Origin of the sequence: Thermus thermophilus, from assembly GCF_019974155.1 — a bacterium.
Taxonomy (GTDB): Bacteria; Deinococcota; Deinococci; order Deinococcales; family Thermaceae; genus Thermus; species Thermus thermophilus_C.
Window position 1 is genome coordinate 1,210,137 of record NZ_AP025158.1, and the last position, 22,043, is coordinate 1,232,179.

Genomic DNA, 22,043 nt, shown 5'->3' on the forward strand with positions numbered 1-22,043 from the left:
GAGGTGATCTGTGCGGCGCACTCTTTTTCTGGCAAGTCTGGCTCTCATCCTCGCGGCCTGTAGCGGCCACACGGTCCACCGGGTGGAGGTGGACCTCTTGAGCTTCGTCCCCGAGACGAACCGCACGGGCAACCTGGACCTCGCCCAGGCCGAGGTGCGCGTGCCCGACGACCCAGCCGGGCAGGAAATCCTTCTGCACGGGGCGGAGGCTCTAGAAGATGGCCGCATCGCCCTGCGGGTCACCCTGCGGAACACGGGCACCCTCCCCACGGACCTCACCCTCGAGGTCCGGGCAGGCCCCCAGGGGGACACGGACCTCTACGACGACAATGGGGGCGATTTCGTGGTGAAGAGCTCCTCCCTAAGCCTGGCCCCCGGGGAAAGCGGCCCCCTGGAGGCCGAGGTGAGCGTCCAGCCCGGTAGCCCCCTTTACGACCTCATCAAGGGGGGTGCCTTCCGCCTGGGAGCCCGGGTGCAAATAAGGAGTGGCGACAGGGTGGAATACACCCTGGAACAAGCCGAGGTGGTCCTCCGCCTCCGGCTTTTTAAGCTCATCCCCTAGCGGTCGGCGAAGAGGTAAAGGGCTTCCATCAGGGCCTCGGGGTAGTCCCGGGGCCTTAAGCCCTTCTTCTCCAGGCGGAACCCGGGCGGGTACTGGGTAAGCTCCACCCGGTAGGGAAGCCCTTTGAGGCCGCGGGCGTCGTAGTCCAGGGGGTAGCGGGGGAAGACCACCTCCAGGTGGGTGAGGCCCTCCGTGATGGACACCACCCCCTTCCTCTCCGCCACCAGGCGGAGCCGGGCGAGGGCCACGAAGTTCTCCGCCTCCTCAGGGAGAGGCCCGTAGCGCGCTTTGAGCTCCCGCACCAGGCGGGAAAGCTCGGCGAGGCTTTTCGCCTCGGCGAAGCGGCTGTAGTAGCGGCTCCTGGCCTCGAGGCTCGGCACGTACTCCGCGGGCAGCCGGGCGGAGAGGGCGAGGTCCACCGTCACGTGCCTCCGCTCCTCCTTGACCTCCCCCTTGAGCTTGCGGATGGCCTCTTCCAGAAGCTCGGTGTAGACCTCGAGGGAAAGCGCCCGGATGTGCCCGTGCTGCTCCGGTCCCAAAAGGTTCCCCACGCCCCGGATCTCCATGTCCCTTTCGGCCAGGAGGTGGCCCGAGCCCAGGTCGGAGAGGTCGGCGATGGCGGCGAGGCGCTTCTCCGCGGCCTCGGTGAGGCGAGGCGGGTGGAAGAGGTAGGCGTAGGCCTCCTCCTCCCTCCGTCCCACCCGGCCCCGGAGTTGGTACAAGGTGGCGAGGCCCAGGCGGTCCGCCCGCTCAATGAGGATGGTGTTGGCCTCGGGCACGTCCAGGCCCGCCTCAATGATGGTGGTGGCGAGGAGGACGTCGTACGCCCCTTCGGCGAAGAGGAGCATGGTCTCCTCAATGAGGCTTTCGGGCATCTGGCCGTGGACCACCCCGATGCGGGCCTCGGGGACGAGCCCTTCCAGAAAGCGCCGCCTGGCCTCTATGGAGGCCACCCGGTCGTGGACGTAGAAGACCTTGCCCCCACGCTCCAGCTCAAAGAGGATGGCCTCCCGCACCAAGAGGGGGTCAAAGGGGGCGAGGAAGGTCTTGATGGGCTTGCGCCCCGGGGGCGGGGTCTGGATGCTGGACAGGTCTTTGAGGCCCACCAGGGCGGAGTAGAGGGTTCGGGGGATGGGGGTGGCGGAGAGGTAGAGGGTGTCCACCTCCGCCTTGAGCTCCCGGATCCGCTCCTTCTGGGCCACGCCGAAGCGGTGCTCCTCGTCCACGATGAGGAGGCCGAGGTCCCTGAAGCGCACGTCCTCCTGGAGGAGGCGGTGGGTGCCGATGACGATGTCCACCGTGCCCTCGGCGAGGCCTTTTAGGATGGCCTCCTCCTCCTTGGGCGGGGTGAAGCGGGAGAGGACCGCCACCCTCACGGGAAGCCCCTGGAAGCGCTCCCTAAAGGTCTTCCCGTGCTGCTCGGCGAGGAGGGTGGTGGGCACGAGGAAGGCCACCTGGGCCCCGTGCCCCACCACCCGGTGGGCGGCCCTCAGGGCCACCTCCGTCTTGCCGAAGCCCACGTCCCCCGAGACCAGGCGGTCCATGGGGTGGGGGCTTTCCAGGTCGCGGAGGACCTCCTCCAGGGCCCGCTTCTGGTCGGGGGTGAGCTCGTAGGGAAACCCCTTCTCCACCAGAGGGTCCCACTCGGGCAAGGGGGGAAAGGCCCGGCCCGGGGTGGCCTTGCGCTTGGCCTGAAGGACGAGGAGGCGCCCGGCGAGCTCCTCCACGTCCTTCCTGGCCTTCTCCTTGGCCCGCTGCCACTCCCCCTTGCCCAGGGAGGAGAGCTCCGGGGGGTCGTCCGTGGTCCCGGGGTGGCGCTTGAGGAGGGGAAGCTGCTCCACGGGGAGGTAGAGCTTCCCTTCCCCCTTGTAGCGCAGGACCAGGTAGTCCCGCTTGACCCCCAGGACCTCCCGGGTCTCGAGGCCCAGGTACTGCCCGACGCCGTGCTCGGGGTGGATGAGGTAGTCCCCCGGGGAAAGGGCCCCGGGGTCGCTGAGCCCCTCCCCTACCCGGACCCTGGCCCGCACCCCCCCGGTGGCGAAGACCAGGGCCTCGGTGAGGAGGACCCACTCCCCCCACTCCGCCCCGCCCTCAAAGTCCCCGGGGAGGAGGGCAAGCCGCCCCTTGGGCCCGGGGAATCGGTCTAGAACGAGGGGCGAGAAGGCCTGGAGGCGCCTTTTGAGGTAGTCCAGGGTGCGGGCGTGGCCCACGAAGAGGTGGACCCGCTTTCCCTCGGCGAGCCAGCGGGCGAGGTCCTTCTCCAGGGCCTTCAGGCTTCCCCGGTAGGGGGGAAGGGGCCTCGCCCCAAGCTCCAAAGGGGGGAGCTCCACCCCGCCGCCCAGGGCCACCACGGGCCTTCCCGCAAGGAGGGGCCAAAGGGCCTCGGGGGCGAGGGCGGGGGTGTCCAGGTAGACGGGGCCGGGGAAGTGGAGGACCTTCTTGGAGGTGAAGCCCTCCGCCTTCCCCGGCTTGGGCAGGAGGACGTGGCGCCGCCTTTCCTCCCCCCTCACCAAAAGCCTTTCCAGCTCGTCCCCGAAGAACTCCAGGCGCACCTCGCCGAGCTCCACCACCTCCCCCAGGACGCGGTAGTCCTCGTCCCGGGCGTAGCCCAGCCTGAGGAGGCGGGAGAGGAGGGCCTCCCGGGGGTAGGCGCGGCCCACCTCCAGAAGAAGCCGCCAGGCCTCGGGGTCCTCGGGGAAGGGGCTTAGGGCCTCCTCGTAGGAGAGGACGAAGAGGGCCTTTTCCTCCAGGGCCTCGAGGCCGGGGTTCACGTAGACCTTGGCCCCGAAGGCGGAGAGGTCCCGGTAGCGCCTAAGCCGCGCCTCGGGGACGAGGAGGAGGGCCGGGGGCGTCTCCTTTGCGAAAAGAAGGGCCGCCACCACCTGCGGAAGGGCCAGGCGGTGGCCGTGAAGCTTCTCTAGGGCGATCTCCATGCCGCCACGGCCCCGAAGGGCCAAGGGCTATTCTAGCGCGTAGGCGTGGACCGCAAGCGCCCCCAGGCCCACGTTGGCGGCGATGGTGGCCCCGGAGCGGATGACCCTGCCCCGCTCCAGGCGCAGGGCGCTCTCCAGGTTCCGTTTGAGGCCCTCGAGCCACTCGGGCTTGGCGTCGGAGTGGGTGATGGCGACGCGGACGGTCTTCCCCCCTAACTCCTCCGCCACCAGCCGGGCCAGGGTCTCGGGGACCGCGCCCTCCCGGGCCACCCGGAGAAAGCGGATGTGCCCCTTCTCAATGCGCAGGATGGGCCTCAAGCCCAGGAAGTTTCCCACCACCTCGCCAAAGCGGGGGAGGCGGCCGTTTCGGGCGAGGTGGGAGAGGTCGGCCACGCTGAAGTAGAGGCTGGAGCGCTTAAGCCTTTCCAGCTCCTGCACCACGTCCTCCTCGTCGGCGCCGTCCCGGAGCATCTCCGCCGCCCGGAGCACCATCGCCCCAAGCCCCGCGGAGACCATCGCCGAGTCCACCACCCGGATCCGGTTCGGGGCCACCCTGAGGGCCGCCTCCCGCGCCCTTTGCACCGTCTGGGAAAGCTCCCCGGAGACGTGGACGGAAAGGAGGCGGTCGTAGACCTGGAGGTAGCACTCGTACACCCCCACGAAGTCCTCCACCTCCGGAGGCTCGGTCACGGGTGCGGCCCCGGCCCGCATGGCCTGGTAGAGGGCGTCCGGGGTGAGTTCCTGCCGGTCCTTGTACCGCTTCTCCCCCAGGCGGACGTAGATGGGCACGAGGCCGATGGCCTCCTCCTGGAGCGCCTTGGGGGGAAGGTCCGCGGCGGTGTCGGTCACGAGGCCAAGCTCCACGCCCCCTATGGTATACCGCGTCCAACCCGCGTCCAAGCCCCGGCTATAATGCTCCCTGGCCCATGATCCTCGTCACCGGCTTTGAACCCTTCGGCGGCCTGGAACACAACCCCTCCCAGGCCCTCCTTGACCTCCTCCCCTCCGAGGTGGGCGGCAGGCCCCTCAGGAAGGCCGTCCTCCCCGTGGACGCCGAGGCCCTGGGCGAGGTCCTGGAGGGCCTCCACCGGGAGGGGCCCAAGGCCGTCCTCCACCTGGGTCTTGCGGAGGACCGGCCCGTCCTCACCCTGGAAAGGCTCGCGGTGAACCTTTTGGACTTCCCCCGCCCCGACAACCGGGGCCGGGTCCTCGAGGACCTCCCCATCGTCCCTGGAGGCCCCCTGGCCCTTCCCGCCCGCTTCCCGGTGAAGCCCGTCCTCGCCCGCTGGCGGGAGGCGGGGATCCCCGGGAGGCCAAGCCTTTCCGCGGGGAGCTACCTCTGCAACCAGGCCTTCTACCTCTCCCTCTACCGCCTGCCCGAGGAAGTCCCCGTGGGCTTCCTCCACCTTCCTCCCGACGAGACCCTGGCCCTCAAGCGGCCCAGGCCCTACGTGCCCCTGGAGGTCCAGGCCCGGGCCGTCCGCCTCGCCCTGGAGCACCTGTGAGGGTCCTCTTCCTCTCCGACGCCCGGCGCATCGGGGGAAGCGAGGTCTACCTCAGGGAGATGCTTCCCCGGGTGAAGGCCCTGGGGCTCTCCCCCGAGGCCGCCCTCCCCGAGGCCGAGGGCACCCTCCCGGTGCGCCGGGCCCTGGAGGCGGCGGGGATCCCCGTCCACGCGTACCGGGACCTGGAGGCGCTTCCCGAGGCGGTGGACCTCGTGGTGGCCTCCGCCTGGTACCCGCAAAGCTACCGCCGCTTCTTCGCCCGCTACCCGCGGCTCGTCCTTCTCGTCCACGACCAGATAGAGGTCTTCTACCCCCTGGGGGGGCGGTACCTCTACCGCTTGGGCTACCGCCTCCTCCAGGTGCCCAACCTCAGGCGGGCGCGGGCCGTCCTCACCGTCTCCCGCTGGGCGGCCCGGTGGCTTGAACGGGTACACGGGGTAAAGGGCGTGCACGCCGTGCCCAACGGGGTGGACGTGGAGCGCTTCCGGCCGCCCCTTCCCGGGGAGAAGGAAGCCCTTAAAGAACGCTACGGCCTAAAGCGCCCCGCCGTTTTGGTCCCCGCCCGCATGAGCCCAGAGAAGAACCACCTGGCCGTCCTCCTCACCGCGAGGCTCCTTCCCCAGGTAGACTTCCTCCTGGTGGGGACCGGGGAGCTTCTGGGCCTTTGGCAGAAGACGGCGAGGCTTTTGCGGCTAGGGAACGTCCGCTTCCTAGGCCGGCGGGAGGACATGCCGGAGCTCTACCGGGCGGCGGACGCCGTCCTCCTCCCCACCCTGGGGGAGAACCAGAGCCTGGCCACCCTCGAGGCCATGGCCTCCGGCCTCCCCGTGGTCACCACCCCCATCCCCGCCCAGGCGGAGCTCATCCAGGACGGCCTCACCGGCAGGCTCGTCCCCCCCTGGCCCCCAAGGCTCGCCCAAGCCCTCCGGGAGGCAAGCCCGGAGCTGGGCAAGCGGGCGCGGGCCTTCGTGGAAGCGAACCACACCCTGGACCAGGCCGCCCGAAGGCTCGCCGCGATCCTGAAGCGGCTTTGGGAGGAAGGATGAAGGTGGACTACCTGATCGTGGGCGCGGGCTTCACCGGGGCCACCCTGGCGGAAAGGCTCGCCGCCGCAGGCAAGCGGGTTCTGGTGGTGGACAGGAGGGACCACATCGGGGGCAACGCCTACGACGAAACGGACCCCCACGGGGTCCTCGTCCACCGCTACGGACCCCACATCTTCCACACCAACAGCAAAAAGGTCTTTGACTACCTCTCCCGCTTCACCGAGTGGCGCCCCTACTACCACCGCGTCCGTGCCGTGGTGGAGGGCAAGGAGGTCCCCCTCCCCTTCAGCCTCGCCACCCTCCGCGCCCTCTTCTCCCCAAGGCTCGCCGACCGCCTGGAGGAGAAGCTCGTCTCCCGCTTCGGCTACGGCGCCCGCGTCCCCATCCTCCGCCTCCGGGAAGAAGAGGACCCCGACCTCCGCTTCCTCGCCGACTACGTCTACAAAAACGTCTTTGAGGGCTACACCCTCAAGCAGTGGGGCCTGCGCCCCGAGGAACTCTCCCCTTCCGTGACCGCTCGGGTCCCCGTCCTGGTGAGCCACGACACCCGCTACTTCCAGGACGCTTACCAAGCCATGCCCAAGGAGGGCTACACCGCCCTCTTCCGCAGGATGCTCGCCCACCCCAACATCAAGCTCCTCCTCCAAACCGACTGGAAGGAGGTGGAAGGGGAGGTCAAGTTTGCACGCCTCATCTTCACCGGGCCCATTGACGAGTTCTTCGGCTACCTCCACGGGCCCCTCCCCTACCGCTCCCTCCGCTTCCGGATGGAACTCCACCCCGGCCCCTGGGCCCAGGAGGTGGGCACGGTGAACTACCCCAACGAGCACCCCTACACCCGGGTCACGGAGTTCAAGCACCTCACGGGCCAGGACTACCTCCCCCACTCCACCCTCTGCTACGAGTACCCCGAGGCCTACACCCCGGGCAAAAACGAGCCCTACTACCCCGTCCCCAGGGAGGAGAACGAGGAACGCTACCGGCTCTACCTGGAGGAGGCCAAGAAGCTTAAGGGCGTCTACTTCGCAGGAAGGCTCGGCGACTACCGCTACTACAACATGGACCAGGCGGTGGCCCGGGCCCTGAAGCTCTTTGAGGAGATCGTCCATGGGTGAACAGGTCTGCGCCGTGATCGTCACCTACAACCGGAAGGCGCTCCTGCGCGAGTGCCTCAAGGCCGTCCTCTCCCAAACCCGCCCCCCGGACCACGTCCTGGTGGTGGACAATGCCTCCACCGACGGCACGAGGGAGATGCTCCAGGAAGAGTTCCCCCAGGTGGAGGTCCTCCGCCTCCCCGAAAACCAAGGCGGGGCCGGGGGGTTCCACGAGGGGATGAAGCGGGCCTACGAGCAGGGCTTTGACTGGCTGTGGCTCATGGACGACGACACCATCCCCAGGGCTAAGGCCCTCGAGGCCCTGCTGGAAGCCGCACGCCTTCCCCTGGACCCGAGGCCCCGGATCCTGGCGAGCCGCCAGCTCCTGCCCAACGGCCTCCCCCACCCCACCACCGCCTTCGTCAACCCCACGGACCCGAGGCACCCCTTCCTCTGGCTCCGCCTAAGGCCCCGCTACAGGCCCATCCGCTGGGCCCTCTTCACCTCGGTCCTCCTGCACCGGAGCCTGGTGGAGGAACACGGCCTGCCCCACAAGGCCTTCTTTATATGGGAGGACGACCTGGAGTACACCGCCCGCGCCCTACGCCGGGGACTCGGCCTCCAGGTGCGAGATAGCGAGGTCATTCACAAAAGCGCCAGCAAGCCCTACATCTCCGCCACCACCGGGGAGAACCGCCTCTTCTACGGGGTGCGGAACCGGATCTGGGTGCTCCGAAGCCCGGCCTTCGGACCCCTGGGAAAGGCCTTCCTTGCCCTACAGCTCTTTTTCGGCCTCCTCACCTACCTGGCCTTCCACCCAAGCCGGAAAAGCCTACAAGAAATCGGCCGGGCCCTCCGGGCCGGGCTTGCCACGTCCCCGTGCTAAGATACCGGGGATGCGCCTCTACCGCGTGGGGCTCTTCACCGACGTCTACTTCCCCAACCCCAACGGGGTCACCACGAGCGTCTACCTCCTCCTGAGGGAACTCCGGCGCATGGGCCACGAGGCCTGGGTCCTGGCCCCGGCCCACCCCGAGGCCCCGGAGAACGAGGAAGGGGTGGTGCGGGTCCCCTCCGTGGCCTACCCCTTCTACGAGGGGCAGCAGATCGCCCTCCCCTCGGCCCGGTACCTGCCCACGGAGTTGGAACTCATCCACACCCACACCCCCCTCACCCTCGGGGTGTGGGGCCTGCGGCTTGCCCGGAGCAAGAACCTCCCCCACGTCTCCACCTTCCACACCCACTACGAGAAGTACGCCCACTACGTGCCGGGCCTCGCCTTTTTGGACAAGTACACGGGGATCGTGCCCCGCCTGGCCAAGGCCTTCTACAACCGGGTGGAGGTGGTCATCGCCCCCACGGAGCCCGTGAAGCGCCTGGCGGAAAGCTACGGCATAGAGCGCCCCATCCGGGTCATCCCCACCGGCATAGACAACCGCCTCCTGGAAGAAGCCCCCCTTCCCTCCCCTTCCCCTTGGCCCGAGGGAAAGAGGCGCCTCGTCACCGTGGGGCGGCTGGGGAAGGAGAAGAGCTTTGACGTGGTCCTCAAGGCGGTGGCGGAGCTCGCCAAGGAGGAGGACGTCTTCCTGGTGCACATCGGGGAAGGCCCCGAGCTTCCCCACCTCGAGGCCCTCGCCAAGGAACTCGGGATCGCCGACCGGGTCCTCTTCCTGGGGCCCGTGCCCTACAGGAAGATCGGGGGGTACTACCGCCTGGCGGAGCTTTTCCTCTTCGCCAGCGAGACGGAAACCCAGGGGCTCGTGGTCTGGGAGGCCCAGGCCATGGGGGTGCCGGTGGTGGCGGTGGGGGCGGAAGGCGTGTTGGAGGGGGTGGAAGACGGCAAGACCGGGTACCTGGTCCCCCCAGGAGACTTCCGGGCCCTGGCGGAAAAGGCCCTAGAGCTCCTGAGGGACGAGGAGAAGCGGAGGCGCTTCAGCCTGCAGGCCCGGGCCTTCGCCCTAAAGCGCTCGGCGGAGCGCATCGCCGAAGAGATCGTGGCCGTTTACGACGAGGCGAATGAGATCCTGAGGGCCGAGCCCCGGAGGCTTATCTTTCCCTTCCCTCGGCTTCCCCGAAGTAGCCTCGAGGATCGCCCAGGAGGTTTCTAGCCTGCCTCAGGAGGAACCGCCCCCACCCCCCCTTGAGCCTGCGGGCGGAGGTGAGGACGAGGGCGTCCCTCGCGTAGCGCACGGGGCCCAGGGCCTTGAGCCTCCAGCCCAAGAGGACGTCTTCCCTCGCCTCCACCTCGGGGAAACCCCCCACCTTCAGGGCCGCCTCCTTCCGGACCATCATGTTGGCCCCGGCGAGGTTGGGCCGCCCGAGGAGGGCCATGAGGCTCAGGAAGGCCCGGTAGCCCCACTCGGAGAAGGCGGCCTCCAAGGGGGAGACCCCATAGAAGCGCAAGGGGCCGTATACGGCCACCGCCCCCGGGGCCATTTGAGCGAGCCTTTCCAGCCACCGGGGCGTGGGCAGGGAGTCGGCGTCGGTCATGGCCACCCACTCCCCCCGCGCCGCCAAAAGCCCCGCTTGGCGGGCGTAGGCCACCCCTTTCCTCCCGCAGAAGACCACCCGCGCCCCCAAGGCCTCGGCCACCTCCCGGGTGCGGTCGGTGGAGGCGTTGTCCACCACGATGACCTCAAAGGGGGGAAGGGTCTGGGCGAAGACCGCCTTTAAGGCGCCGGGCAGGTAGGCCTCCTCGTTGTGGGCGGGAATCACCACGCTGACGCGCACGGGTATACTCTAGCGTGTTTCGCTTCCTCCCGTGGCGGCGGGAAGGGCTTTCCGCCCTTCTCCGCCTCGTCCTCGTGGTGGGCCTCCTGGAGGGGGTGCGGAGCAGCTACTTCGCCGGCCTGCTCCCCTTTTACGCCCCGGAGCACCTGGGGCTGGGGCCCGCCGCCTTCACCCTGGCCTTTACCCTGCACCAGCTCGCGGAGAACCTCTCCAAGGCCGCAGGGGGGCTCCTGGCGGAGCGGCTCGGCTACGGCCTCACGGTGACCCTGGCCGCCGCCGCGGGCCTCCTCGCCCTCCTCCTCACCCCAAGGGCGGACTCGGCCTGGATCCTCTGGACCCTCGGGGCCCTATGGGGCCTCACCTTCTCCTCCCTCTACCCCGGCCTCATGACCTTGGCGAGCCGCATCGCCCGCCCCGGGATGGACGCCCGGGCCCTGGCCTTCACCCTGAGCCTGGCGATGCCCTGGGTGGGGCTCGGCCTCGTGGGGGTGGGCCAGGTGGCCCAAAGGCACCCCCTCCAGGCCCTCCACCTCCTCCTCGCCGCCCAGGGGCTCGCCCTCCTCGTGGCCTTAAGCCTGGTGCGCTTCCGCATCCCCGTCCCGCCCCCCTCCAGGGAGCGCTACCCCCTTTACCGCCTCCTCCTTTTCGTGCCCGCGGCCTTCGGCCAGACCTTCGCCCCGGCTCTGGTCTCCCTCTTCCTCCTGCGCTTCGCCAAGGAAGAGCTCGGCCTCGAGCCCCTGGCCCTGGGGGGCCTCCTCGTCCTGGGGGGCGGGGCGGCCTTCCTCCTCCTCCCCTTCACGGGCCGCCTGGTGGACCGGAGGGGCTACCAGCCCGCCCTCGTCCTCGGGCTTTTCCTTCTCGCCTTGGTCATGGCCCGGCTCGGCACCGGGCCCCACCCCTACGAGCTTCCCGCCGCCGCCCTCCTCGGGGGCCTCGGGTTCAGCCTCTTCCTCCCCGGGTGGAACGGGCTTCTCGCCAAGAACCTGCCCCAGGAGAACCGGGCCGCCATCTGGGGTAGCCTCATGACCGTGGAGGGGCTCGGCCTCGCCCTGGGCCCGGTGGCGGGCGGGCTCTTGTGGGAGGCCTTCGGCCTCCGGGCGCCCTTCCTCGCGGGCTCGGGCATCTTCCTGGCCCTCAGCCTCTTCTACCTCCTCCTCTTCCGTGTGCGCGGGCTTTGGAGGCGGTGATGGTGGAGCTTTTCGGCGCCGTTCTCCTCCTCTTCGGCCTCTCCGACCTCCTCTTCCGCTTCCTCGGGGTGGGGGCCTACGCCCACGGAAGCCGGCGGGAGCCCAAGGTGGCCCTCACCTTTGACGACGGCCCCTCGGAAAGGACGGAAGCCCTCCTCGCCCTCCTCGCCCGGCACGGGGTCAAGGCCACCTTCTTCCTCACCGGGGAGAAGGCCCGGGCCAGGCCGGACCTGGTGGAGGCCATTAGGCGGGAAGGCCACCAGGTGGAGGACCACGGGGAGGGGCACCGCCCCCTTTGGCTCCTCCTCCCCTGGCTGGAGTGGCGGCACATGGCCCAAAACCCCGGGCGCTACTACCGCCCTCCCCACGGCCTCCACACCCCCTTCACCCGCCTCTTCGCCCGGCTTTTGGGGAAGCGGGTGGCCCTTTGGGACCTAGAAAGCAAGGACTGGCTTCCCCTGCCCCCCGAGGAGCTCGCCGAAAGGCTTCTCTTTTACCTGCGCCCCGGGTCCATCGTCCTCCTCCACGACGGGCCGGAGCGCACCCTGAGGCTCCTGGAGCGGGCCCTCCCGGAGATGCTCCGCCTGGGGTACCGGCCCACCACCCTGGACGACCTCGCCCCCTTGCCCCTCACCCCGAGGCTCGCCCTCATCCGGGGCCTCCAGGGGTTTGAGGAGCGGTACAACCGGAGGCACCGGGTGGTGCGGGCGGGGCTTGGCCCCTTTGACCTTTTCCGCCTGGAGAAAAAGCCCTTCCCCGGCCCCGCCCTCCCCGGGCTTCCCCCGGGCGTCCCCGCCTTTGAGCTCCACCTGGAAAGCCAGCGGGTGATGGAGCTTGCCCCCTTTGAGGCGGTCCGCCACCTGCGGCGAAGCCTGGCGAAGGTGGCGGAGAAGGTGGCCGAAGACCCCGAGGTGCGCCTCGTCTACGGGTACACCTACCTGGCGGACGGGGGAAGGATCCTGGGCCTCAAGACCCAAGACCTCCCCTTCTGGCCAAGGCTCGTGGCGGGCCTCGCCAGCGCCTGGTTCCTCTGGCTCTACCGGGGGGAGCTCCCCAAGCGGAAAAGGCCCCCGGCCCGGATGGCCTACCTCAGCCGGGAGGAGCTCCTCGCGCGATACCCACCGTCCACTCCCGCTTCCCCACCCCAGGGACCCGGTGCACGGCAAACCCCGCCTCCCGAAGGGCCCGCCTGAAGGCCCCCTGGGCGGAGTAGGTGGCGAGCCTCCCGCCCCGCTTCAGGCTCTTCCGGAGCTTGAGGAGGACGGGGAGGGACCAGGCCTCGGGGTTGGCCCTGGGGCTGAAGGGGTCCAGGTAGACCGCCGTGGCCCAGCGGACGGGTAGGGCCACCTCCCGGACATCGGCGAAGAGGAGCCATAGCTCCCCCCAAGGCCCCTGGAAGCAAGAGGTGGGCCAGGCCCTGAGGAGGTCGGCGAAGACCGCTTCCGCCCGGGGCAAAGGGAGAGGGATTTGCGCCAGGGCCTCCCTGGGCAAGGGCTCCCGCTCCACCGCCAGGTAGGAAAGCCGCACCCCCCGCAATAGGGCGCTTTCCAGGGCCACCCGGAAGTTCACCCCAAGCCCGAAGCCCACCTCCAAAACCCTGGGGGCGGGGTGGAGGTGGGTGAGGGTCTTCTCCAGGTAGAGCCTACGCGCCTGGAGGAGGGCCCCCTGCCGCGGGTGGTAGGCCTCCCCGTACCCGGGGTGGAAGAGGGTGGGGGTGCCGTCTTGGGTGAGGCGAAGCTCCATCCTTTGGCTAGAATAGCCGCCATGGAGCTCACCCTTCTGGAGAAGCTCTCGGGGACCCTGGCGAACGCCGCCACCGTGGCCCTGGGCACGGGGCTCGGCCTGGTCCTAAGGGGAAGGCTTCCCGAAAGGATGGCCCGGATCATGGTGCAAGGGGTGGGGCTCACCACCCTCTTCATCGGCCTCTCCATGGCCCAGGCCCTGGGAAAGGCCAAGGGGGGGGCGGTGGACGGGGTGGTCCTGGGGCTCGTCGCCTTGGTCCTGGGGGGGCTTTTGGGGGAGTGGGCCCGGCTGGAGGAGGGCCTCGAGGGCCTCGGGGAGAGGATCAAGCGGGCGGTGCGGGGCGGGGGAAGCTTCACCGAGGGCTTCGTGGCGGCGAGCCTCCTCTTCTGCGTGGGGCCCATGACCCTCCTCGGGGCCATCCAAAACGGCCTCGTGGGCGACCCGAGCCTCCTCCTCCTCAAGGCCACCCTGGACGGCCTCTCCGCCATCGCCCTCACCAGCTCCTTCGGCGTGGGGGTGGGGTTCAGCGTCTTGGTCATCCTCCTCTACCAGGGGGGCGTGGCCCTCCTAGCGGGCACCTTGAGCCAGGCCCTTCCCGACCCCGCGCAAGACCCCCGGGTCCTCCTCGTGACCGGGGTGGGTGGGCTCATGATCCTGGGCATCGGCATCAACCTCTTAGGCCTCACCCGGGTGCGGGTGGCCTCCTTCCTCCCCGCCCTGCTCCTCGCCCCCTTGGTCTGGGCCCTCGCGGACCGGCTCGGCTAAAATGCCCGGTATGGAGCTGTCTCCCGAGCTTCTCCGCAAGCTGGAAACCCTGGCCAAAATCCGCCTATCCCCCGAGGAAGAAGCCCTGCTTTTGCAGGACCTCAAGCGGATCCTGGACTTCGTGGACGCCCTGCCCCGGGTGGAGGCGGAAAGGGAGGAGGAGGCCCTAGGCCGCCTGAGGGAGGACGAGCCCAGGCCCTCCCTGCCCCAGGCCGAGGCCCTGGCCCTGGCCCCCGAGGCGGAGGACGGCTTCTTCCGGGTGCCCCCGGTTCTGGAGTAGCCATGGTGGACCCCAAAGCCCTTCGGCAAAACCCCGAGGTCTACCGGGAGGCCATCCGCCTAAAGGGGGTGGCGCTGGACCTCGAGGCCCTCCTCGCCCTGGACCGGGAGGTCCAGGAGCTGAAAGGGCGCCTCCAGGAGGTCCAGACCGAGCGCAACCGGGTGGCCAAGGAGGTCCCCAAGGCCCCCCCGGAGGCGAAGGAGGCCCTCGTCGCCCGGGGCAAGGCCCTGGGGGAGGAGGCGAAGCGGCTGGAGGAGGCCTTGAGGGAGAAGGAGGCGCGGCTTGAGGCCCTCCTCCTCCAGGTCCCCCTTCCCCCCTGGCCCGGGGCGCCCGTGGGGGGGGAGGAGGCGAACCGGGAGATCAAGCGGGTGGGGGCCCCGCCGGAGTTTTCCTTCCCTCCTTTGGACCACGTGGCCCTCATGGAGAAAAACGGCTGGTGGGAGCCCAGGATCAGCCAGGTCTCGGGAAGCCGCTCCTACGCCCTCAAAGGGGACCTCGCCCTTTACGAGCTCGCCCTCCTCCGCTTCGCCATGGACTTCATGGCAAAGCGGGGCTTCCTCCCCATGACCCTTCCCTCCTACGCCCGGGAGAAGGCCTTCGTGGGCACCGGCCACTTCCCCGCTTACCGCGACCAGGTCTGGGCCATCGCCGAAACCGACCTCTACCTCACGGGCACCGCCGAGGTGGTCCTAAACGCCCTCCACTCGGGGGAGATCCTCCCCTACGAGGCCCTTCCTTTGCGCTACGCGGGCTACGCCCCCGCCTTCCGCTCCGAGGCGGGAAGCTTCGGCAAGGACGTGCGGGGGCTCATGCGGGTCCACCAGTTCCACAAGGTGGAGCAGTACGTCCTCACCGAGGCCAGCCTCGAGGCCTCCGACCAGGCCTTCCAGGAACTCCTCCAAAACGCCGAGGAGATCCTGAGGCTACTAGAGCTCCCCTACCGCCTGGTGGAGGTGGCCACGGGGGACATGGGCCCGGGGAAGTGGCGGCAGGTGGACCTCGAGGTCTACCTGCCCTCGGAGGGGCGCTACCGGGAAACCCACTCCTGCTCGGCCCTTCTGGACTGGCAGGCCCGGCGGGCGAACCTCCGCTACCGCGACCCCGAAGGCCGAGTCCGGTACGCCTACACCCTGAACAACACCGCCCTCGCCACCCCCCGCATCCTGGCCATGCTCCTGGAAAACCACCAGCTCCAAGACGGCCGGGTGCGGGTCCCCAAGGCCCTCGTCCCCTACGTGGGCAAGGAGGTGCTGGAACCGTGCGGATAGAGGCGGCAGAGCTCAGGATTTTGGAGCTTCCCCTAAAGTTCCGCTTTGAGACGAGCTTCGGGGTGCAGACCAAGAGGACCATCCTCCTCCTGAGGCTCTTCGGGGAGGGCCTGGAGGGCCTGGGGGAAGGGGTGATGGAGCGCCTTCCCCTCTACCGGGAGGAGACGGTGGCGGGGGCCAGGTACCTCCTGGAAGAGGTCTTCCTGCCCCGGGTCCTGGGGCGGGACCTCCCCAACCCCGAGGCCCTGAGGGAGGCCCTTATGCCCTTCCGGGGCAACCCCATGGCCAAGGCGGTCTTGGAGATGGCCTTCTTTGACCTCTGGGCCAAGGCCCTAGGGAGGCCGCTTTGGCAGGTCCTGGGCGGGGTGCGGCAGGCGGTGGAGGTGGGGGTCTCCCTGGGCATCCAGCCCACGGTGGAGGACACGCTAAGGGCGGTGGAGAAGCACCTTGAGGAGGGCTACCGCCGCATCAAGCTCAAGATCAAGCCGGGCTGGGACTACGAGGTCCTGAAGGCGGTGCGAGAGGCCTTCCCCGAGGCCACCCTCACCGCCGACGCCAACAGCGCCTATCGCCTCGCCGACCTCCCCCGGCTTAGGCGCCTGGACGAGCTTCGGCTGGACTACCTAGAGCAGCCCCTGGCCTACGACGACCTCCTGGACCACGCCAAGCTCCAGCGGGAGCTTGCCACCCCCATCTGCCTGGACGAGAGCCTCACGGGGGCGGAGAAGGCGAGGAAGGCCATTGAGCTTGGGGCGGGCCGGGTCTTCAACATTAAGCCCGCCCGCCTCGGCGGCCACGGGGAGAGCCTCCGGGTGCACGCCCTGGCCCAAAGCGCCGGGATCCCCCTCTGGATGGGGGGGATGCTGGAGGCGGGGGTGGGGAGGGCCCACAACCTCCACCTGGCGACCCTTCCCGGCTTCACCAAGCCCGGGGACGTGAGCTCGGCGAGCCGCTACTGGGAGGAGGACCTCATAGAGGAGGCCCTCGAGGCCAAGGACGGCCTCATGCCCGTGCCGGAGGGGGTAGGCCTCGGGGTCCACCTGAAGCTTGCCTTCGTGGAGCGGGTCACGCTATGGCAGAGGTACATGTCCGCGAGCTGAGGGGCTGGGAAGAGATGGAAGAGGTGGTGGCCCTCCAGCGGGAGGTCTGGGGGCGCGCGGAAAGCGACCTGGTGCCGCGGGGCCTCCTCATCGCCGTCCAGGACGAGGGGGGGCTTGTGGCCGGGGCCTTCGCCGAGGGGAGGATGGTGGGCTTCGTCTTCGGCTTCCCCACAAAAGACCCCGCCCTCCACCACTCCCACATGCTGGGCGTTCTGGAGGCCTACAGGGGCACGGGGGCGGCCCTCCTCCTCAAGCGCTTCCAAAGGGACTGGTGCCTCGCCCGGGGCATTCGGAAGGTGGTCTGGACCTTTGACCCCATGCGGGGAGCGAACGCCAACTTCAACCTGAGGAAGCTCGGGGCCACGGCCAGGACCTACCTCCCCGACCACTACGGCCCCATGTCGGGCATCAACGCCGGGGCCCCCTCGGACCGGCTCCTCGCCGAGTGGGACCTCCTCTCGGAAAGGGTCTACGCCCGCATCTACGCCCCCCCGCCCGAGCCCGAGGTGGCGGGCCTCCCCCAGGTGAACCGGGTGGAGGGGGAGGTGCCCCTGGAGGCGAGGCTTGACCTCGAGGGCGAGAGGCTCCTCTTCCAGATCCCCGAGGACTGGGGGAGGATCCTCCGGGAAGACCCCGCTTTGGCCCTAACGTGGCGGGAGCACAGCCGCCTGGTCCTCCCCCACTACTTCGCCCGGGGCTACCGCCTGGTGGACTTCCTCCGCCACCCCAACCGGTATGTCCTGGCTAAGGACTGAGCTCTGGACCGCCGAGGTGGTCTACACCGGCTTCGGCACCCCCATGCTCCGGGGGGCCTTGGCGGTGCAGGGCGGGTTCGTGGTGGGCCAGGGAAGCCTGGAGGAGCTAAGGGCCCGCTTTCCCGAAGCGGAGGTGGTCCACAAGGGCCTTGCCCTCCTCCCGCCCCCGGTGAACGCCCACACCCACCTGGACCTCTCCCTCCTCCCCCTCTACCGGGGGCCCTTCGCGGGCTTCCTGCGCCACGTGGTGGCCCACCGGGAACGGCGGGGGCTGGAAGGGACGAAGCGGGGCCTGGAGGAGCTTCTGGCCTCCGGGGCGGGAGCCTTCGCCGACATCGTCTTCAAGGACGAGGGGATGGACTTTCTCCTCGGGGAAAGCCCCCTCCCCGGGGTGGCCTTCTACGAGGTCTTCGCCCCGGAGCCCTCCCTGGCGGAGGAGGTCTTTAGGGCGGTGCGGCGGAAGGTGGAGGCCTGGCGGAGGCGGGAGGGCAAGGTGAAGGTGGGGCTTTCCCCCCACGCCCCCTACTCCGTGAGCCCCCCCCTCCTCAAGCGGCTTGCGGAGTGGGCTAAGGCCGAGGGGATCCCCCTCATGGTCCACGCGGCGGAAAGCCCCGAGGAGGTGGCCTTCCTCGTCCGGGGGGAGGGCCCCTTGCGGGAGGTGTACGGCCGCTTCGCCAAGACCCCCTGGACCCCCCCGGGCACGACCCCCGTCCGCCACCTCCACGCCCTCGGGGTCCTGGGGCCCACCACCCTCCTCGTCCACGGGGTCCAGGTGGACGAGGAGGAGGTGGGGCTCCTCGCCGAGACGGGGACCAAGGTGGTCCTCTGCCCGCGGTCCAACGCGAACCTGGAGGTGGGGGAGGCCCCCCTCGCCCTCTACGCCAAGCACGGGGTGGAGCTCGCCCTGGGCACGGACTCCCGGGGCTCAAGCCCCGACCTAGACGTGAAGAACGAGGCCCGCTTCCTCTGGGGCCGGGCGGAGCCCCGCCTCCTGGTGCGGGCCCTCACCCGGGGAGGGTACCGGGCCTTGGGCCTCCCCACGCCCAGGCTCACCCGGGGGACGCCCCTTTCTCTGGTACACTTCCTGTGATGCGGCGGCCTTCTCCCCCGGCGGAGGGCGAGGCCCAGACCGGTCCCCTCATCCTCTACAGCCTCCTCACGGGAGGGTTCGCGGGCGGCGCGGCCCTCCTCGCCAGCCTGGCCCTAAAGGCGGTGGAGGCGCAGGTGGGCGGCCTCCTCGGGTACCTTCCCCCTGGTCCCCCCGGGGAGGGCGGGCTCGGCCAGGCCTTCACGGGCCCCCCCTCCCCCCTCCTCCCCCTCCTCCTTCTCCCCGCCCTCTTCGCCCTTTCCGGCTGGCTGGCCAGCCTTCCCGGGGCCTTTCCCCGGGCCCGGGCCTACCTCGCCGCCCTGGTCCAGCTCGGGGCCTACTCCCCTCTGGGCCGGGAGGGGCTTCTCGGCGGCCTGGGCCTGTGGGTGGGGGAGGTCTTGGGGAAGCGGTTTTCCCGCATCGGTCGGGTCCTGGCCTTCGCGGGCTTAGCGGCGGGGCTTGGGGCGAGCCTCCACGCCCCCGTGGCCGGGGCCCTCCTCGCCACGGAGATGCGCTACCGGGGGCTCCGCCTCGAGGCCCAGGCCCTGGCCCCCGCCCTCCTCGGGGCCCTCGCCGGCTTCACCGTCTACGGGGCCTTCCTGGGCTACGCTCCCTTGGTCCCGGTCCGGGCGGAGGCCTCCTGGAGCGCCCTGCCCCTGGGCTTTGGCCTCGGCCTCGGGGCCGCCCTTCTCGGCACCCTCTGGCTCCAAGGGGCCGGGCTTTTGGAACGGGGGTCTTCCCGCCTCTCCCTCCCCTTGCGCCACGGCCTTTTGGGCCTCGCCCTGGGCCTCGCCCTTCTCCTCGCCCCCGAGGCCCTAGGCCAGGGGACGGGCTGGCTTGCCCTGGCCATAACCCCCCTCCTCTTCCCCGAGGCGGTCCTCTACCTCCTCCTGGCCAAGGGGCTCCTCCTCGTCCTGGCCCTGGGGAGCCGGGCCCTTGGGGGGCTCCTCACCCCCGCCCTCGTCCTCGGGGGGCTCCTGGGGGCCCTCGTGGGCAAGCTCCCCCTCCCTACGGCCCTCCCCGGGCCGGAGGCCCTGGCCCTGGCCTCCGGGGCCGCCCTGCTTGCGGGCGTGGCCCGGGCCCCTTTCGCCGCCCTCGTCCTCGCGGCGGAGTGGGGCGGGTACGCCCTCCTGCCCCTCGTCCTCCCCGCGGTCTTCGTGAGCTACGCCCTCACTGAAGCCCCAAGCTTAGGCCCGGAAGGGCAAGCGGCGTCTCCGTCTGAAACGCCTCCGCAAACCGCACCCCCGCCCTCTGGCCCAGAAGCCGCCTCCGGGCCCGGAAGTCCTCGAGGGTGAAGGGCCAGCGGTAGAACTCCCGGTAGAAGCTGAAGACCGCCTCCGCCACCTCCTGGGTGGGGGTGGTGTCCACGTAGACCCAGGGCCGCGCGAGGTCCTCCCGGGGGTAGTGGAAGAGGCGCACGGGCTTCCTGTGGGCCTCCCCCACGAGCTTGGGGATGCGGCAGAGCTTCAGGGCGGAAAGCACCGCCCGGTGGGTGGCCCGGTGGTCCGGGTGGACGTCCATGGGGTCCCAGGTGACCACGGCGTCCGGACGGAACTCGGCCATGAGCCGGGCCAGGGCCAGGGCCTCCTCCCGGCCACCGGTGAGGAAGGTGTCCCGGAAGGGCAAAAAGCGGTGCTCGGCCCCGAGGAGCCCTGCCACGTGGGCCCCGTGCCCTTCCCGCACCCGGGCCACCTCCTCCTCCGGCGCATCCCCGAACTGGCTGGCAAGCTCCCCCCGGGTCATCCAGACGAGCATCACCCGGTCCCCCCTTTGGGCGTGGAGGGCGAGGGTGCCGGCCGCCCCGATCTCGTCGTCCGGATGGGCAAAGACCGCCATGAGGTTCACGAAGGCCAGTCTACACCGGCTTGCCCCTCGGCCCAAAACCCCTTAGGATAGGCCGTAACCATGGTCCGGGGCATCCGCGGCGCCATCACCGTGGAAGAGGACACCCCGGAGGCCATCCACCAGGCCACCCGGGAACTCCTCCTGAAGATGCTGGAGGCGAACGGCATCCAGAGCTACGAGGAGCTCGCCGCCGTCATCTTCACCGTCACCGAGGACCTCACCTCCGCCTTCCCCGCCGAGGCCGCGCGGCAGATCGGCATGCACCGGGTCCCCCTCCTCTCCGCCCGGGAGGTGCCGGTGCCGGGAAGCCTCCCCCGGGTGATCCGGGTCCTCGCCCTCTGGAACACGGACACCCCCCAGGACCGGGTGCGCCACGTCTACCTGAGGGAGGCGGTGCGGCTCCGGCCCGACCTGGAAAGCGCCCAGTAGCCGAGCGGGCGCACGTCACGCCCTACCCCGGCCAGGGCCGCCCTGAGGCCCCGGCCTTTTCGGACACCTAAAGCCCCAACACCTCCCCCCAAGGCGTAGGCGCCTTGGGGCTCACGTAGCCCGTGTCCATCTGGGCGAGCTGCAAGCGGCCCGAGTACTCCTCGTTCACCGCGTGCCAGTAGGTGTACTCCTCCAAGACCCAGATCCCCGACTCCCTCCCCCCGTTGCCGCTCGCCTTCACCCCGCCGAAGGGGAGGTGGGCCTCGGCGCCCACGGTGGCGTTGTTGATGCTGGTCATGCCGGCCCGGATCCCCACCTTGAAGAGGTAGGCCCAGTGGCGGTGGTTGGTGTAGATGGCGCTGGAAAGGCCGTAGGGGGTGCTGTTGGCCACCGCTATGGCCTCTTCAATCCCGTCCACCTTGACGAGGTTGATCGTGGGCCCGAAGACCTCTTCCGTGAAGAGGCGCGTCCCCGGCCTCACCTCCCAGACCGTGGGCCAGCCGTAAAGCCCGGCCTCCGGGTCCCCCAGGAAGCGGGGGTAGGGGTTTTCCCGCGTGATCCGACCCCGGCCGAAGAGGAGCCTCGCCCCCTCCGCCTCCCCCACCCGGTAGTGCTCCTGCCAGCGGGCGAAGAAACGCTCGTTGATGAAGGGCCCATAGGTGACCTCGGGGTGGAGGAGGGGGTTGCCCACCAAGGTGGCCTCCACCCGCTCCAGGAAGCGGCGCTTGAACTCCTCGTAGATGGGGGCGTCCACCAGGATGTTCCCCGCGGAGGTGCACCGCTGCCCTCCCGTGGCGAAGGCGCTCCACCAGGCCCCCTCCACGGCGAGGTCCAGGTCGGCGTCCCGCATGACCACCAAGGGATTCTTGCCCCCAAGCTCCAGGGTGGGCCTTATGAGGTTCCGCCCCGCCACCTCCCCGATCCAGCGCCCCACCTGGGTGGAGCCGGTGAAGGCGAACTTCTGGAAGAGGCCCTCGTCCATGAGCTCCACCATCCACTGGCCCGTGGAGCCCTTCCCGCCGCCGAAGACGACGTTGAGGACGCCCGGGGGCAGGCCCGCCTCCTCAAAGAGCTTGGCGAAGACGAAGGAGAGGGTGGGGGCGTCCTCGGAAGGCTTCCACACGACGGCGTTTCCCGTGAGGACGGCGGGGATGAGCTTCCAGCTGGGGACGGCGATGGGGAAGTTTCCGGCGGTGATGATCCCCACCACGCCCAAGGGCCTGCGGAAGGTGAAGAGCTCCTTGTCCCGCATCTCGCTGGGGACGGTCTGGCCGTAAAGCCTGCGCCCCTCCGAGGCGAAGAAGAGGGCGGTGTCTATGGCCTCCTGCACGTCCCCCGCCGCCTCCTTGGGGGTCTTGCCCACCTCCCGCACCATGAGCCGGGTGAGGGTGGGCTTCTCCCGCTCCAGGATCTTCACCAGGTTGAAGAGGATCTGGCCCCGGATGGGGGCGGGGGTCCGGCTCCACTCGGCGAAGGCCTCCTGGGCCTTCAGGGCCGCCTTGCGCACCAGGTCCTTGTCCGCCTCGGGGAAGCGGGCGACCACGTCCTCCCGGTCCGAGGGGTTGCGGCGCTCCAGGAGGGGGCCCTCGAGGACCTCCTCGCCGCCCACAAGGTGGCCGAACTCCAAGGTGTTCCCGTACTTGCTTGCTACTTTGCGCATCGGGGACCTCCGTAGAGGATTTTACCTTCTCCACAGGCTGCTCCCGGGGTAAAC

21 protein-coding genes and 1 pseudogene are annotated in these 22,043 nt (G+C 70.0%); 16 read left to right on the top strand and 6 right to left on the bottom strand.

All coding sequences use genetic code 11. From position 1 onward, the window contains the following. Window positions 1-10 precede the first annotated feature (10 nt). Entirely contained in the window at window positions 11-562 is a 552-nt protein-coding gene (locus TthTMY_RS06505; protein ID WP_096410694.1) for a lipoprotein, read from the top strand. Here the strand turns inward: TthTMY_RS06505 and mfd are convergent. Continuing rightward, the gene (mfd, locus tag TthTMY_RS06510; RefSeq protein WP_223903102.1) at window positions 559-3,495 is read right to left on the bottom strand and encodes a transcription-repair coupling factor; all 2,937 of its coding nucleotides are present in this window, start codon (window positions 3,493-3,495) and stop codon (window positions 559-561) included. The genes TthTMY_RS06505 and mfd overlap by 4 nt on opposite strands. A 27-nt stretch (window positions 3,496-3,522) precedes the next feature. Then, entirely contained in the window at window positions 3,523-4,359 is an 837-nt protein-coding gene (locus tag TthTMY_RS06515; protein ID WP_223903103.1) for a DegV family protein, read from the bottom strand. 62 nt (window positions 4,360-4,421) lie between these two features. Between TthTMY_RS06515 and TthTMY_RS06520 the strand changes: the two genes are divergently transcribed. Genes TthTMY_RS06520 through TthTMY_RS06540 form a run of 5 tightly spaced genes read left to right on the top strand, consistent with a single transcriptional unit; the run spans window position 4,422 to window position 9,248 of the window. Continuing rightward, the gene (locus tag TthTMY_RS06520; RefSeq protein WP_096410695.1) at window positions 4,422-5,000 is read left to right on the top strand and encodes a pyroglutamyl-peptidase I; all 579 of its coding nucleotides are present in this window, start codon (window positions 4,422-4,424) and stop codon (window positions 4,998-5,000) included. Further along, window positions 4,997-6,046 (top strand): glycosyltransferase family 4 protein, encoded by a 1,050-nt coding sequence (locus tag TthTMY_RS06525; protein WP_096410696.1) that lies wholly within the window; start codon window positions 4,997-4,999, stop codon window positions 6,044-6,046. Before TthTMY_RS06520 ends, TthTMY_RS06525 begins: the two co-directional genes overlap by 4 nt. Continuing rightward, window positions 6,043-7,161 (top strand): UDP-galactopyranose mutase, encoded by a 1,119-nt coding sequence (glf, locus tag TthTMY_RS06530; RefSeq protein ID WP_096410697.1) that lies wholly within the window; start codon window positions 6,043-6,045, stop codon window positions 7,159-7,161. The genes TthTMY_RS06525 and glf overlap by 4 nt, the downstream gene beginning before the upstream one ends. Continuing rightward, window positions 7,154-8,026, top strand: a complete 873-nt coding sequence (locus tag TthTMY_RS06535; protein WP_096410698.1) for a glycosyltransferase family 2 protein — start codon at window positions 7,154-7,156, stop codon at window positions 8,024-8,026. Before glf ends, TthTMY_RS06535 begins: the two co-directional genes overlap by 8 nt. A gap of 10 nt (window positions 8,027-8,036) precedes the next feature. Beyond that, complete coding sequence (locus tag TthTMY_RS06540; RefSeq protein WP_096410699.1) at window positions 8,037-9,248, top strand: glycosyltransferase family 4 protein; 1,212 nt, start codon at window positions 8,037-8,039, stop codon at window positions 9,246-9,248. On the opposite strand, the gene TthTMY_RS06545 is transcribed toward TthTMY_RS06540, so the two are convergent. Then, window positions 9,187-9,870 (bottom strand): glycosyltransferase, encoded by a 684-nt coding sequence (locus tag TthTMY_RS06545; RefSeq protein ID WP_096410700.1) that lies wholly within the window; start codon window positions 9,868-9,870, stop codon window positions 9,187-9,189. The two genes, TthTMY_RS06540 and TthTMY_RS06545, sit on opposite strands and share 62 nt — an antisense overlap. 14 nt (window positions 9,871-9,884) lie before the next feature. Here TthTMY_RS06545 and TthTMY_RS06550 point away from each other — a divergent pair, with 14 nt between their 5' ends. After that, window positions 9,885-11,057, top strand: a complete 1,173-nt coding sequence (locus TthTMY_RS06550) for an MFS transporter (RefSeq protein WP_096410701.1) — start codon at window positions 9,885-9,887, stop codon at window positions 11,055-11,057. Beyond that, window positions 11,057-12,250: a polysaccharide deacetylase family protein gene (locus TthTMY_RS06555; RefSeq protein WP_096410702.1), complete on the top strand. Its 1,194-nt coding sequence runs from the start codon at window positions 11,057-11,059 to the stop codon at window positions 12,248-12,250. Before TthTMY_RS06550 ends, TthTMY_RS06555 begins: the two co-directional genes overlap by 1 nt. Here TthTMY_RS06555 and mnmD read toward each other — a convergent pair. Continuing rightward, on the bottom strand, window positions 12,147-12,800 hold the full coding sequence (mnmD, locus tag TthTMY_RS06560; protein ID WP_096410703.1) for a tRNA (5-methylaminomethyl-2-thiouridine)(34)-methyltransferase MnmD: 654 nt from the start codon (window positions 12,798-12,800) through the stop codon (window positions 12,147-12,149). The genes TthTMY_RS06555 and mnmD overlap by 104 nt on opposite strands. Window positions 12,801-12,821: 21 nt before the next feature. Between mnmD and TthTMY_RS06565 the strand changes: the two genes are divergently transcribed. From TthTMY_RS06565 to TthTMY_RS06595, 7 genes and pseudogenes are all read left to right on the top strand, one after another. Then, window positions 12,822-13,565 carry a DUF554 domain-containing protein gene (locus TthTMY_RS06565; RefSeq protein WP_014629705.1) on the top strand — a complete coding sequence of 248 codons (744 nt, stop codon included), beginning with the start codon at window positions 12,822-12,824 and terminating at the stop codon, window positions 13,563-13,565. A gap of 10 nt (window positions 13,566-13,575) precedes the next feature. Beyond that, window positions 13,576-13,845 (top strand): Asp-tRNA(Asn)/Glu-tRNA(Gln) amidotransferase subunit GatC, encoded by a 270-nt coding sequence (gene gatC / locus TthTMY_RS06570; protein ID WP_172844623.1) that lies wholly within the window; start codon window positions 13,576-13,578, stop codon window positions 13,843-13,845. Between the two features lie 2 nt (window positions 13,846-13,847). After that, on the top strand, window positions 13,848-15,113 hold the full coding sequence (serS, locus tag TthTMY_RS06575; RefSeq protein WP_223903104.1) for a serine--tRNA ligase: 1,266 nt from the start codon (window positions 13,848-13,850) through the stop codon (window positions 15,111-15,113). Continuing rightward, window positions 15,104-16,213, top strand: a complete 1,110-nt coding sequence (menC, locus tag TthTMY_RS06580; protein WP_096410705.1) for an o-succinylbenzoate synthase — start codon at window positions 15,104-15,106, stop codon at window positions 16,211-16,213. The genes serS and menC overlap by 10 nt, the downstream gene beginning before the upstream one ends. After that, window positions 16,186-16,968, top strand: a complete 783-nt coding sequence (locus TthTMY_RS06585; RefSeq protein WP_096412939.1) for a GNAT family N-acetyltransferase — start codon at window positions 16,186-16,188, stop codon at window positions 16,966-16,968. The genes menC and TthTMY_RS06585 overlap by 28 nt, the downstream gene beginning before the upstream one ends. Continuing rightward, the gene (locus tag TthTMY_RS06590) at window positions 16,949-18,058 is read left to right on the top strand and encodes an amidohydrolase family protein (RefSeq protein ID WP_223903105.1); all 1,110 of its coding nucleotides are present in this window, start codon (window positions 16,949-16,951) and stop codon (window positions 18,056-18,058) included. Before TthTMY_RS06585 ends, TthTMY_RS06590 begins: the two co-directional genes overlap by 20 nt. After that, a pseudogene (locus TthTMY_RS06595) lies at window positions 18,058-19,170 on the top strand (chloride channel protein); the annotation flags it as partial. The gene TthTMY_RS06590 and the pseudogene TthTMY_RS06595, both read left to right, overlap by 1 nt. Window positions 19,171-19,225: 55 nt before the next feature. Here the strand turns inward: TthTMY_RS06595 and TthTMY_RS06600 are convergent. Then, entirely contained in the window at window positions 19,226-19,891 is a 666-nt protein-coding gene (locus TthTMY_RS06600) for a PIG-L deacetylase family protein (RefSeq protein ID WP_172844692.1), read from the bottom strand. A 69-nt stretch (window positions 19,892-19,960) separates the two neighbouring features. On the opposite strand from TthTMY_RS06600, the gene aroH reads away from it, so the two are divergent. Beyond that, window positions 19,961-20,329: a chorismate mutase gene (gene aroH / locus TthTMY_RS06605; protein ID WP_011172959.1), complete on the top strand. Its 369-nt coding sequence runs from the start codon at window positions 19,961-19,963 to the stop codon at window positions 20,327-20,329. A 67-nt stretch (window positions 20,330-20,396) separates the two neighbouring features. On the opposite strand, the gene TthTMY_RS06610 is transcribed toward aroH, so the two are convergent. Further along, on the bottom strand, window positions 20,397-21,989 hold the full coding sequence (locus TthTMY_RS06610) for an aldehyde dehydrogenase family protein (protein ID WP_223903106.1): 1,593 nt from the start codon (window positions 21,987-21,989) through the stop codon (window positions 20,397-20,399). Window positions 21,990-22,043 lie beyond the last annotated feature (54 nt).